The 12,684-nt window shown below is 48.2% G+C and carries 11 protein-coding genes; 3 read left to right on the top strand and 8 right to left on the bottom strand.

From position 1 onward, the window contains the following. Positions 1 to 82 precede the first annotated feature (82 nt). Together NQ490_RS12665 and NQ490_RS15425 are read right to left on the bottom strand one after the other, a co-directional pair. Positions 83 to 1,249 carry a glycosyltransferase family protein gene (locus NQ490_RS12665; protein WP_040917498.1) on the bottom strand — a complete coding sequence of 389 codons (1,167 nt, stop codon included), beginning with the start codon at positions 1,247 to 1,249 and terminating at the stop codon, positions 83 to 85. 881 nt (positions 1,250 to 2,130) lie between these two features. Continuing rightward, complete coding sequence (locus tag NQ490_RS15425) at positions 2,131 to 2,670, bottom strand: CatB-related O-acetyltransferase (RefSeq protein ID WP_084759090.1); 540 nt, start codon at positions 2,668 to 2,670, stop codon at positions 2,131 to 2,133. A 451-nt stretch (positions 2,671 to 3,121) separates the two neighbouring features. Between NQ490_RS15425 and NQ490_RS12655 the strand changes: the two genes are divergently transcribed. The 3 genes from NQ490_RS12655 to NQ490_RS12645 all read left to right on the top strand — a co-directional run bounded on the left by NQ490_RS12655 (position 3,122) and on the right by NQ490_RS12645 (position 4,683). Further along, positions 3,122 to 3,589 carry a hypothetical protein gene (locus NQ490_RS12655; protein WP_147644643.1) on the top strand — a complete coding sequence of 156 codons (468 nt, stop codon included), beginning with the start codon at positions 3,122 to 3,124 and terminating at the stop codon, positions 3,587 to 3,589. Between the two features lie 9 nt (positions 3,590 to 3,598). Continuing rightward, positions 3,599 to 3,802 carry a hypothetical protein gene (locus NQ490_RS12650; protein WP_007046164.1) on the top strand — a complete coding sequence of 68 codons (204 nt, stop codon included), beginning with the start codon at positions 3,599 to 3,601 and terminating at the stop codon, positions 3,800 to 3,802. Positions 3,803 to 4,146: 344 nt separating this feature from the next. Then, positions 4,147 to 4,683, top strand: coding sequence for a class II glutamine amidotransferase (locus NQ490_RS12645; RefSeq protein WP_242655000.1), 537 nt, complete (start codon positions 4,147 to 4,149; stop codon positions 4,681 to 4,683). A gap of 365 nt (positions 4,684 to 5,048) precedes the next feature. Here the strand turns inward: NQ490_RS12645 and NQ490_RS12640 are convergent, their stop codons facing one another. The 6 genes from NQ490_RS12640 to NQ490_RS12615 form a co-directional block, all read right to left on the bottom strand. After that, positions 5,049 to 6,350 (bottom strand): recombinase family protein, encoded by a 1,302-nt coding sequence (locus NQ490_RS12640; RefSeq protein ID WP_007046161.1) that lies wholly within the window; start codon positions 6,348 to 6,350, stop codon positions 5,049 to 5,051. 77 nt (positions 6,351 to 6,427) lie between these two features. Next, positions 6,428 to 6,823 (bottom strand): recombinase family protein, encoded by a 396-nt coding sequence (locus NQ490_RS12635; RefSeq protein ID WP_007046160.1) that lies wholly within the window; start codon positions 6,821 to 6,823, stop codon positions 6,428 to 6,430. Beyond that, positions 6,820 to 8,427 carry a recombinase family protein gene (locus NQ490_RS12630; RefSeq protein WP_007046159.1) on the bottom strand — a complete coding sequence of 536 codons (1,608 nt, stop codon included), beginning with the start codon at positions 8,425 to 8,427 and terminating at the stop codon, positions 6,820 to 6,822. The genes NQ490_RS12635 and NQ490_RS12630 overlap by 4 nt, the downstream gene beginning before the upstream one ends. Then, positions 8,428 to 10,134 carry a recombinase family protein gene (locus tag NQ490_RS12625; protein WP_007046158.1) on the bottom strand — a complete coding sequence of 569 codons (1,707 nt, stop codon included), beginning with the start codon at positions 10,132 to 10,134 and terminating at the stop codon, positions 8,428 to 8,430. Positions 10,135 to 10,149: 15 nt separating this feature from the next. Further along, positions 10,150 to 11,784, bottom strand: a complete 1,635-nt coding sequence (locus NQ490_RS12620) for a recombinase family protein (RefSeq protein WP_007046157.1) — start codon at positions 11,782 to 11,784, stop codon at positions 10,150 to 10,152. A gap of 213 nt (positions 11,785 to 11,997) precedes the next feature. Continuing rightward, positions 11,998 to 12,240, bottom strand: a complete 243-nt coding sequence (locus tag NQ490_RS12615; RefSeq protein ID WP_007046156.1) for a DUF6870 family protein — start codon at positions 12,238 to 12,240, stop codon at positions 11,998 to 12,000. Positions 12,241 to 12,684: the final 444 nt, after the last annotated feature.

Raw genomic sequence — 12,684 nt, 5'->3', positions numbered from 1 at the left:
AAAATTCCAACACAGATGCACACATTCTACACTCAGTTTTGCCTTCACTGCCGTGGTTTTCTTTTGTTCAGAATCATTTTCACTATCTCATAATCTTTTCTTTTAGTTTATTTTTTATCATCTTTAACACCATCCCGCCTGCATAACGTAGACTTTCCACTTTAGTGTCATAATACCACTGCTCTAAGGTCGTATCGCAAAATTTGTTTTCCGCACGTTCTTTCGTATCATAAAGATAAATAGATTTTCCCGAAATTCCCAACAGTACGTTCATTTCTGCGGGTCTCAATTTATACCCATACTGCTCTAATATTTTATATCCAAGTTGCTGTGAAGACACAAGATATCGTTTTTGCGAATCTATCTTTCTGACACCATTAATATCAAAAATCACATCATCCTTCGAAATTTTCAATCTATCAATACCAATTTCACGCTCAAAAAACGCATCATAATAAACACCATCTTCCGCACCAAAACGGCAAAAATTGTATCGTTCTTTATGACCATAAAGCATAGGCACTTGATATACTGAGCTAGGGATCTTGCAATGTTGGCCTAGCTCCACAAAGTTGGTGGACAAAGAATCGTACGGGTAGACAAAATACTTATTTTCTAAAATACAGTATTCGATATGATATTTCAGCCACGACGTATTAGGCCATCTTCGGAGGTATTCAGGTATTTTATCAGAAGAAATAATATCTCCATCGTTGTTTTTATACCATTGCCGAAATTGACGCCATTGTTTTGTCATCCATATCTGGCCCCAGGATTGGGCATACTTTAGAAAATAATTATCAAAATTTCCTTTTTGTGCGAGAAAAGGGCGCTGACAATTCTCGCAAAACATATGATTATATAGAGAAATTCCTGCAATGGATTCATCGTCTTTATAAAATCCTACTGCCTGCTTCATATAATTATAGAAATCCGGAGAAACAAAAATGTCATCTTCGAATACTGCAATCGCACTATAATCTTCCGTATAATCGCCACATTGCAAAATGTGGTTTCTCAATCCCTGCCTTTCCGGGAAGGTTCGGATAATTTTTTCTCCGTATTCCCATACTACAGTATTTGCATACATTTCAACTATATTAGTCCCTGAATTATCAATGCTGATAATTAAGTCAACGGTATCCCCCATATAATCTACTTTTTGCAAGGAAGATATCAATCGTTTCAGACTATCACAACGGTTATATCCCACTACTACGATTGCAAATTCAGATTTTCTCGTCGTCATTTCCTATCTCCTCACCCAAATATACTATATTTTAAATATGTATAATAACGCTATACTTTATGACATCTAGGATTCTAAAATGTTTTCTGGAATCTTGAAATATAAATAAAAATTCTGAGTTTATAATATCCCTCTACTGAATCACAATATACCATACCAATTGGCGTAGTAATTGCGAGCTTTCGCCTTACGACTTATTATCAAATCAATTCTACTCTTCGAACAGTTCTGAAACACCATCGCTTCAACGATTTACTTGTCTTAAAATTTTGTTTCTTACAAACGAAAAGCCGATGAAATAGTAAAAACAACATCAGATAATATCTAAAGTATCAAACATAGCTTGCAGCTCGCGTCAAGTTAAGTTCGCAAAAAGGTTTCCCACAAGATACAAAGTTAAGCCTCCGACCGCAGCACCGTCTGAACAGTTTGCTTCTTGGAAACCTTTGAGGCTCCCCCAAAAAGTCCGGTGTGTGCATTGGGAACCACCAATCTCGGAGTGCGAAGTTTCTGCTCTTGCACTCCTCGGAAAAGCACAAGATACGATTTTTTTCAACTTTACCATCATGCGTTCTCTCTGCACATACTCATCCACACCACAGACCACAAGTACTACCATTCTTACAATTCTGCTTTTCCATCTTACGAGCGCATATCCCCTACACGAAGGCAACCTTAACCATCTGAATCAATGCCGCTTCACTGCGCTTGCGCTCAGTAACAAAGAACGGTATGTTACCACCATGTCGTACCTTCGGCATCATGAATACAGGGTACTCATCCGCATATTCAACCTGCGAGACCGGTAGCCGTCACACTTCTCAGATTCCTTCATTTCGAGAATCAGCTTTTCCCTACAAAGCTATCAACCATTTTTCCATTTATAATCTCTTGTATTTTCTCTCATCTGATTTTTCAACACGGTCTTTTAGTAGTTTTATATCCGAGAAATATAAAGCATGGTTTTGTATCCATTTTTCTTGTCGATTCCACCATTGCAATTGATTTAGAAAGTTTATTTCATCCTTGGTGAATCTGTACCGAATAATCTTCGCGGGGACTCCTCCGACAATTGCAAAATCAGGCACATCTTTCGTGACAACTGCGCCAGAAGCAACGATCGCGCCGTTTCCGATTTTAACTCCCTGCAGTATAATTACATCACTGCCTATCCAAACATCATTGCCAATCTCACAAAAATACCGTTTGTCATCATCCACATAGCGATACTCTTCAAAACGCTGTTCCTGTGTATATGAACAGATGCCCTCGGTTTTTATTGAGAAGAAACCTGGGATATGTAGAAACCCAGTTCTTTGCAGGATGTGTTCCCGCAACAAGTTTGACATTCCAAGAGATTGAACAGTATTTGCCAATTCTCGTTCTTGGCAAACTGCTGTTTTCTCTAATATAACTGCCATACCCGATCACTGAATTTGAAAGATTTGATCGTGCTGCAAGTAGATTTTTCCCTTCAAATTTCGCGTTGTCTACATGAGCAGTTATGGAAATTCTAACCTTTTTCTTTTTGTTGATTATAATTGCCTTTATCACATTGAAGAATCGCTGAAACATAACGCATCTCTCATCACATTAAAGTTGATTTGCAAAGTCACTTTTAGAATAACCTCTTTCACTCAAGTTATCCAACAGCATCAGCAAGCTATGGTCCTACTCCAAAGACTGAATTGCTCTCGCAATATTTTTCCATTGTTTGCCTCAACGTAGCTGTTCCTTCAATTTAAACTCAGATTGGACGAATCTTTTGCCCTTCAAATCCCATATATTCAGCACAAAATCTAGCCAACCAAATTTAGCAAATTAATTAGAAATTATTATACCTTAGTAGGGCAAAAAAGTCTAGGTTCTCATATGATTTTCGTTTTACGCCCCAAAATCTATTGTATTCCAACAATGATTAGTCACGGCCATTATGAAATCAATTTCGAAGGCATTTGTCCCTCCTTCCGGGAGGAATACTTTGTTGGCTGCAGCGAGTGTGGCCGCCTGATCTCCAACAGCGAAGCATGGTATGACGGGAACGACTACGAAACGCTGCCTTACTGTGAATCCTGTTACCGGGAGAAAGTAGGCAACGCCCTGCATCCCTACAGCTACAAGCCCTCCCCCGTATTCTATGGCGGTGGGCCGCTCTATCTGGGGGGGGGACCTGAAGTTGACGATACCGAGCAGAGCGCCTCCCATACCCGCACAGTCTTGAATGTAATCAACCGCCTGGAAGAGTACGCCTACATGAAAACCGGCGGTAGCCTGGATGATGGTCTAGAGCTGGTGACCAATCCCTGCACGCTGGAAGAACACCGCACCAAGGTCCCCTAGGCCGAAACGGTGGCCGCCTTCCGGGAGATGCACTATAACAGCCATAACGCCGGGACCTTCGGCCTGCATATCCATGTGAACCGGGACGCCCTGGGTGAACACAGCGCGACCCAGGATGGAACCATCTCCAAAATCCTCTATCTGTTCGAACGGTTCTGGCAGGAGATTTTACGATCCAGCCTCCGCACCGAAAGATTAGGCTGCCCGCCATGAGTATAAGATCAACGCCAAGGAAATTCTGGAGCCCCCTCAATATAACTCAGGGAACGGTTGCTATGCCTGCGTCAACCTGACACCCCCAACACCATCGAGTTCCGGGCTTTTCCGGGGTAAGCTCAAGTTCAACACCCTCATAACCCCACTACAGTTTGTGGATCGCATCTGCCGGGTGGCTCTTGCTTTATCCGAGAGTGAGGACAAGAATCTGAGCTGGCCCGAGTTCGTGCTCCGTCTGCCCCCCGGAATCAATCCAGTATCTGAAAGAACGCCGTCTGTACATCAACGAGCCGGTAACGGCAAAATGGGAGGTGTAATCACGTGCAGATTGTTTGGATTCAGTGACCCGTCTCGCAGCCTGCCCCACGCCAGGCCCGTCAGCGTCTTCGCTCCTTGTCGTTGAGCAGCATGGTACAAGGTACCGATGCACCGGTATTGCCTACAACATCCATGACCGGCTGCACATCTACAAACGCCCCAAACCCGCCAACAAGACACTGCTTCTGACATCTGCCTCCGTCCGTGTAGTCATGGGCCATGTACGGATGACTACACAAGGGAATGCCCAGTCCAATTATAACAATCATCCCTTTCCCGGCAATCTGGACGGACACCTTCCCGGCAACGGTCCCGACTTTGCCATTGCCCACGACGGCATTCTGAACAATGCTCTTCTGCTGCGCCATCAGCTGCATCTGCCCAAGACGCGGATCGAGACAGACATCTATGTTGCCGTGCAGATGCTTACATCCACCGGAACACTGGGCATACCAGTATTGACGGATATTGCCAAGCAGCTGAAAGGAACCTTCGCACTGACCATTCTGGACAAGCTGTACAGCCTCTACTTCGTGCGGGGCAACAATCCCGCCTGGTAAAATTTCCCCGTACGGGATTATTTGTCTATGCCAGCATCTCGGAGATCTTTCAGAATGCCATTTCCCGTCTGGGTTTTGAAGAGGAAGATGTGATGATCTTACAGGGATGCGGGTATTGTCCCTATGAAATAAAGGTATGGATTCCGACCTTATCATGATAAAGCTGACAGACAATGGAAGAAAACGCTCAACACTTGGAAGCATTATAAAATTTCTCCTGAAGTTCAGAAAATCCTGGGGGGGGGTAAGGACAGAAATATACCTTCAAAAGCCAATCTCATAGAAAGACAAACGATCACATAATAAATAGAGGAAACGAACAAAAAAGAAGGCCAGTTGAGCCTTTCCGCCTATGAGCGGTCGGTTCAATCAGCCTTTTTCCCCGGCTCCATGAAATTAAAGGTAACGGTAATATGCTTGTGGGCATCCACCTCCACACGGCGTACCAGCTGCTGCAGCTGTCCTTTTTCCAGATGATCGAATTGCAGAAACGTCCGGATCTTTTTTTCGATGGCATCCGTCTGGTCCAGATCGTTTTCCAAGTGTGCCAGTTGTTCCAGTTCCTTTTGACAGCGTTCCTCCTCCTTGCGCAGATTCTGAGAGATATAGGAAAACTCATCCTCACGCAAGATCCCGGCGGCTTTATCCTTGTAGGCACCCAACCGGGTTTTGCGTGCTGATTCCATCTGCTGTTCCAGCTTGCTGCGGCGGCTTTTCAGATCCTGCCGTCCCTGCTGCTTTTGCGCACGCTTGCGGGCCATCGCCTTGGAATCCACCTGATTCTGTGCCAATGCACGCAGCGCATCCACCACCGCCTGCACCACCACATCTTCCCGGATGCTGTGCGAGGTACAGTGATGTGCTGTGGGGTCGCGATAGTATCCATAGCAATTCAGATACCAGTACTTTCCCCTCTTTTTGGCATAGAGGGGGCTGCCGCAGTCGGCGCAGTAGGCAATGCCGGTGAGCAGATGGGGATGGTCGGTGGTTTCGTATGTACGGACCTTCTGCATCTGCTGCGCCAGGGCGAAGTCTTCCCGGCTGACCAGTGGCGTATGGGTGTTTTTCACCACGATCCAGTCCTCGGGATCGACCCGGCGGCGATTGTGCACCTTATAGTTGATCGTGCGGGTGAACTGCTGGGCCATATCGCCCTGATACACCGGATGGCTCAGGATTCGCCGGATGGTCTCCGCATTCCACAGCCCCGTAAAACGGCGGCTCTTGTCGGTCATCTGCTTTTGGGCTGCCGGCGAGGGAATCCCCTCCCGATTGAGGACCTTGGCAATCCGGGTACGGCTGGCTCCGCCCAGAAACAGCGCAAAGATGCGCCGCACCGTGGGAGCTGTCTCCTCATCGGGCAGAAGATGATATCTGTCATCGGGGTCGATGCGGTACCCATAGGGCGCCTGCCGCCCCAGGAATTTGCCCTGCCGCTTGAGGATGCCCAGAGAGGTCCTCACCTTGGCACTGGCATCGGCGGCATATAAATCGTTGAATACATTTTTGAATACGGCCATCTGCTGGACACTGTCGGTGTTGCTGGCAGAGTCGTATTGATCGTTTACGGCGATGAACCGGATTCCCAAACGCGGGAAGATTTCTTCCAGATATCGCCCGGTCTCGGCATAGTTGCGCCCCAGACGGGAAAGGTCTTCTTGTGTCAAGTAGGGACTAAAAAAATTTTGAGAATTTACAAGCCGTTCATAGGTGGACAACCACCCGTGAACGGCTTGCGTTTTCTCTATGCTCTTGTGCCGTTCTTTGTGCGACGCTTCTTATACGCCGCCGCAAATGCCTCCATCATCGGAGTGACCGGAAGCTCGTTGTCAGGCTTGGACAGATATTCGAACCGAATGCCGTTCTCCCGAAACTTTCGCTCAAACCTCATGAAAGAGGAAGTGTCCCGGCTGATTCGCGAGGTGTCGCGGGTGAGGATCGTACCGATGTCCTGACGCTTGGCTTCGTTCAGCAGGAAGTTCATGATACCTTCCGTATGGACGCCGGAGATGCCGTCTGCCGCCACAGCAGCAGCCACCTCATAGCCTTTGTCCTTCGCATAGCGTTCCAGCTCTTCCCGCTGGTCTGCTGCCGCAAGCTGATCCGCACAGGCAACGCGGGTATAAAGAAATACTTTCATTTGGCTTCTCCTTCTGATGTAGTGAGGAAGTCCTTGAACTTCCAGACGATTTCTATGTTGTCAAGATCGTAAATGTAGACCGCAGAAATGAATGCGTGGGTCAGCTCATAGGTCAGAGCTTTGCAGTCGGCGTACTGTTCGCAGACCGCATCCAGCTTTTCATCTGAACAGGCGGTCTCGGAGTCAAGCTCCTTCATCCGTTCGTGACTGCGCTGGATTACTCCATCGTTTTCAGCAATCTTCACATCCGCTGCCGCCTTCTGCTGAATGTACGCCTCCTTCGTGATGCTTCCGGCTGCATACTTCTCGTAGAGCCTCAGCTTGGACGCCTTGTGCTGCTCGTTCTGCTTTTGCAGAGTGCGGATTTTATCAGCACATTCCTTGATGGCAGATTTCCGCAGATCACCGACTTCGCGGTTCTGTATTGCTTCCTTCTGTGCCAAAGCAAGAAACTGAGTAAGGGCATGGAAGACAACCTTCTCAATATCCATTTCCGGAAAGCTCCTGCCAACCGGACAGTCTGTGTTTCCGTTGTTGACCGAGTGAATGCACTGGAAGTATCGAATGCCAGCCTTGTTCTTTCGGCGTGTCATAGCACGTTTACAGTTACCGCAGCGGACGAGTCCCTTGAGCGGATAGTCATGCTGCTTGCGCGTGGGATTCCGTCCTCCGCCTCGAATGACCTTCTGAGCAAGCTCAAAGTCTTCCTTGCTGATAATCGCTTCATGCGTACCTTCTACGATAATCGGCTCATTGACAACACGTTTTTTTGAGCCGACACCGCAGGACTTCATTTTGCGGCTGACCAGTGTTCCGGTGTAAACAAGGTTTTTGAGGATGTTATAGACCATCACGGTTTCCCAACTGATTTTCTCGCTCATGTTACTGAACTTCTTCTTGTCGGGATGCTTGCTCTTGAAGTATTGCCCCGGCGTCGGGATGCCGTCATCATTCAGGCTGCGGGCGATCTGAGAGGTGTTGCTGCCTTCCAGCGCCTCGCGGAAAATACGACGGATCACATCAGCCGCCTCCGGGTCTACGGCAAGTTTGTTCCGAATGGTGGGATGCAGGACGTAGCCGTATGGGGCGTAGCCACCGACATACTTGCCCTGCTTCATCATCTGGATTTTTGCCGATGTGGTCTTTACGGAAAGGTCTTTGCTGTATGCGGCGTAGATGATGCTGCGCATAACCACTTCCAGACCGCCCGTTGTGCCTTTGTAATCGTCACTGTCATAGCCGTCGTTGATGGAAATAAAGCGGACGCCCATGAATGGAAAAGTGCATTCCAGATAGTTTCCCGTTTCAATGTAGTCACGAGAAAAGCGGGAAAAGTCTTTGACGCAGATCAGGTTAATCTCGCCGCGCTTGACCTTCTCCATCATCTGCGTGAACTGAGGACGGTGAAAGTTCGTGCCGGTATAACCGTCATCCGCAAACTCAGACCGCTGACAGTGAGACAACTCCAAATGATTGTCGAGAAAGCGATTGATGAGCATACGCTGGTTGCCGATGCTGTCACTTTCCGCCTTGCTGCCATAGCCGGTATCTTCATCAGCCATTGAGAGGCGGATGTAGATGCCAATGTTGTATTCCTTGCTCATTTACATCGCCTCCTGTACTTCCTTGATACTCTGAACGGTCAGAGCGTAAATATCGCCGTATTTCATGACCAGCTCGATTGAGCCGTCCTCATAGACTTTCACAAGCTCTACGGACTCGTCAATCAGCTCCTGAGAGAGCATCGTTGCACCGCTGACGGATTTCATCAGCGTGAGCCACTTGTTATCCTCGGACATTGCCTCGGCAAACTTTACCTTCCGCTGAACCGCTTCATCCAACCGCCGGGAAAGGTCGGCATACTGCTCATCGTAGGCTTTCTTGGCAAAGGCGTATTCCTCTTCATCGAGAATGCCTTCCGTGAAGTCCTCATAGAGACGGGTACGCTTCTTGGAAATACCGCTGAGTTTCAGATTCAGGCTTGTAATGAGCGCATTCTGCTGATCGCGGATGCTGCGTTCGCCTTCGCTGTTTCTCAGCTTGGCAAACAGCTTATCGTAATTGAGAGCCGCCTTGACTTGAAGCTGGATCGCCGCAAGCACATCGGCTTCGAGTTTGTCCTGCCGCGTATAGTGCGGCGTACAGAGATTGCCGCGCTTGACGGATGAGCTGCACTCATAGAAGGCGTACCATGCGCCGTCCTTGCGCTTGTCAACGCGCTTGCGATGGAAATAGAGCTTCCTGCCGCAGTCTGCGCAGACGATTTTGTCTTCAAAGAGATTGATCAGTGTAGCACGGATTTTCTCCGTGCGCTCCATCTTCTCAATCCTTGTCCTTGCAGCAGCGTCGCGCAGCTCTTGTACCTTTTGGAAGTCCTCACGGGAAATAATCGCCTCGTGAGTATTGGGAAAAACAATCCATTCCTCGCGGTCGATATGCTGATTCTTGACGCCCTTGTAGATGGCGTTCAGCGTCCGTCCGAGAACGGTATCTCCGACGTAATGGGGATTATCCAGAATGGTAGTGAGTGAAGACTTGTTCCAAATCTTCTTTGCCGTAGCATTGCCTGTGCGGACGCCGACCTGATACTTCTGAAACTCCGGATTGGGCGCGTTCATTGCATCAAGCCGGTCTGCAATCGCAGGAAGGGACAATCCTTCAATTTTCCATTGGAAAATCTTCTGGACAATCGGTGCGGTTTCTTCATCGAAAACCATATTGCTGTGTTCTTCATCCCAGCGATAACCATACGGGAGATTGCGCTTCTTGAACTCTCCACTTTCCATCTGTGCTTTGAGCGCAGTAGAAACCTTGCGGGAGATGTCCTTCGAGTAAAGGGTGTTGATCATGTTTTGCAGAGGGATGATGAGGCTTTCGCCGGAGCCGTCCGTATCAAAGTTGTCGTAGTTCTCTTTGATAGCGATAAACCGAAGCCCGATCTGCGGAAAAACCCGTTCCAGATAGGTTCCAGCCTCGATGTAGTCACGCCCGAACCGGCTGAGATCACGAACTACAAGGCACTTGATCCTGCCGGTGCGGATGTCGTTCATCAGCCGGTTGAACTCCGGTCTATCAAAAACCGTTCCTGTTCGTCCGTTGTCCACATAGGTATCTATCAGATTCAGGTAGGGACGCTCTGCAATGTAGGACTTGCAAATCTCAATCTGATTTGCGATGACATCCACCTTTTCGGACTTGCCGCTGTTTTCAACGGAAAGACGGGCATAGATGGCTGTTGAGAAGACCTCGGAAGAAACAGGTTCGATAACCGGCTCTTCGACTGCAATTTGTTTTCTGCTTTTTCTTGCCATTTGCTCATCCCTCCTTTATACGGCAATATCCAGTTCGTCGGCATAGCCGAGAATGTATTCAAGCGTCTGCTGGTATTCGTCCCTATATTTGAAGACGATTTCGATTGCATGGTTTTCGTGAATCAGGATGCGGTCAACCAACGACATCAGCACACGGCGGTTCAGCTCTTCGACGTTTTCATACTGCTTGAAAAGCGTCACCCAGTTTCGTTCAGTCGTACCGGTTGTCACCGTCTGCTTCATTTCTTTTTTAACCCGCAGAAGCGCGTCCTGCTTGCCCTCAATGATTTTGGTGTAGCTGTTGCGGAACTCGAAGTATTCCGATTTATCAATGACGCCGCCGATGAAGTTTTCGTAAAGCCCCAGCTTGAGCTTTTGGTACCGTTCAATCTCTTCCTCGATTTTGGTGATCTGAGCTTCGTAATTGAAAGCCTTACGGCTCTGAGACGGAAGCCGTTCTATCATCGCAAGCGCGTGTTCCAGATTGATGACAAGCTCGATCTGATCATGGATGGCACGGAAGACCTTTTCCTCAACCTCTTTTGCGGCGATGCTGTGCGGGCTGCACGTCCGGCTGTGCTTATTGGTGGAGCAGACGTAGTAGATATACTTTTTCGTCTTCGACGGGACAGTCTTGCGGATCATTGGCTGCTGGCAGTCTCCGCAGAACAGGAAACCGGAAAACAGGTGTGCTTCATCCTGATCGGGTGAGCAGCGCATATCCCGCTGCATCATGACCTTGACTGCCATGAAGTCCTCGTAGGACACAAGAGCTTCATGCGCGTTTTCAACCTTGACCCACTCGGATTCATCCTTGCTTTTCACGACGCGGACTTTGTAGTTGGGAGTGCCTCGCTTGCCCTGAGCCAGAACGCCGATATAAACCTCGTTGGTGAGAATACGCTGGACGGCTTTGTATGTCCATTTTGCGGTATCGCCGGTTTTGAAGACGGTATCGAACTTTACGCCGACGGAATGCTTGTATTCCATTGGGGACAGGACGCCCATCTGGTTCAGACGCTTTGCAATACGTCCGATGGAGAAGCCGTCCTTGTACATGGAAAAGATCATCTGCACATATTCGCTGACCGCTTCATCCACGATGAGCTGATTTTTGTTCTCCGGCGATTTCATGTAGCCGTAAGGCGCGAACGAGCCGACGAACTCACCGCTCTTCTGCTTGACTTCCAGACTGCTTCGGATTTTCATGGAGATGTCCTTGCAGTAAGAATCGTTAATCAGGTTTTTGAACGGGATAACAAAGGAGTCGGACTGCGGATCACCGGTCAGACTGTCATACGCATCATTGATTGCAATGAAGCGAATGCCGAGCTGCGGGAAAATCTTTTCAATGTAGCGCCCGCCGTCGATGTAGTTTCTTGAGAAGCGGCTGAGATCCTTGACCACAATGCAGTCAAGCGCACCCTTGCGGATTGCCTCTTCCAGCTTTTTGAACTGAGGACGATTGAAGGAAACGCCGCTGTAACCGTCATCCACAAACGGCTCACAGACCAGCTCCAAATCCTCATGCCTTGCGATGTAGTCCTCGCAGATGGCTCTCTGGCTGGCGATGGAGTTGCTTTCTACTTTGTCTCCATCCTCACGGGACAGACGGCAGTAGATCGCCGTGCGGTAAACCTTGTCTGGCATAAAAATAACCTCCGTTTTTCTGTTTGGTGTGGTACATCAAATCAGAAAGACGAAGGCTTGCTTCAACTCTTATGAAGAGGAACACGAAAACGCCACATGACCATCAAGGCAAGCGGCTTAATCCGTATTCTTCTTTTTTGACCGATTAAATTATACCACAGGCTCAATCGCTTGTCCATAGAACCGGGCGAAAAGATTCAGACTGTTCATAAATCAAAGACCTCTCAGATAGTGTTCCAGACAATCTTCCATTGTCGTATCCGTCTCGGTGAAGCTGATCTTCACCACAGTTTTTCCGTCCAGATAACAATAGGGATTTCTGATCTGCTTAATGAACTCCCTCAGCCTGTCCTCTCGCGGTGCCGCAGGATCAAGCCGGATGCTGCTTCTCTGAACGAGTGTGCTTCGGTCAACCGTTTTCGGGCTGACATTTTTCATTGCTTCAATGCCCATCATATTCTAAGCACCTCCTGTTTCGTGAAAATATTCAGGACAAAAGGATATGGCAGAGCATCTTGTGAAGATACCCTGCCACATAGTTTTCATCCTGAAACTATATAGTAAGTTTCTTTTGGGTTTGTTTCATTGTCCGGCATATTTGCAGCACGCGCCCCTGCCAGAAGAACTTTGCAGTTCCGGGAATGCTGCGGACTACCAATGGTCAATCGGTATCATGGGACTCTCACCCCTCCGAGGAACGCTCCGAGCCGCCCATTCAAAGAAAAGACGGAAGTATCATTATACCCGGCATCTGCATCGTCGCAAGCAGCCGCACCACACGACTGTTATAGCTCTCCGGAGGTCGCTCACTCCCTTTCGGGAGGTCTTGGCGTCGGAAGCTGTGTTGCTTCGCAGAAGCGGAAAGATCCGCAGCACTGAACTATTCAGTTTTCAAGGAGC

The sequence above is a fragment of the Subdoligranulum variabile genome (assembly GCF_025152575.1).
GTDB classification, from domain to species: Bacteria; Bacillota; Clostridia; order Oscillospirales; family Ruminococcaceae; genus Gemmiger; species Gemmiger variabilis.
The sequence above is the reverse complement of the archived record's forward strand: the minus strand, read 5'-3'. Positions and strand labels throughout refer to the sequence as shown.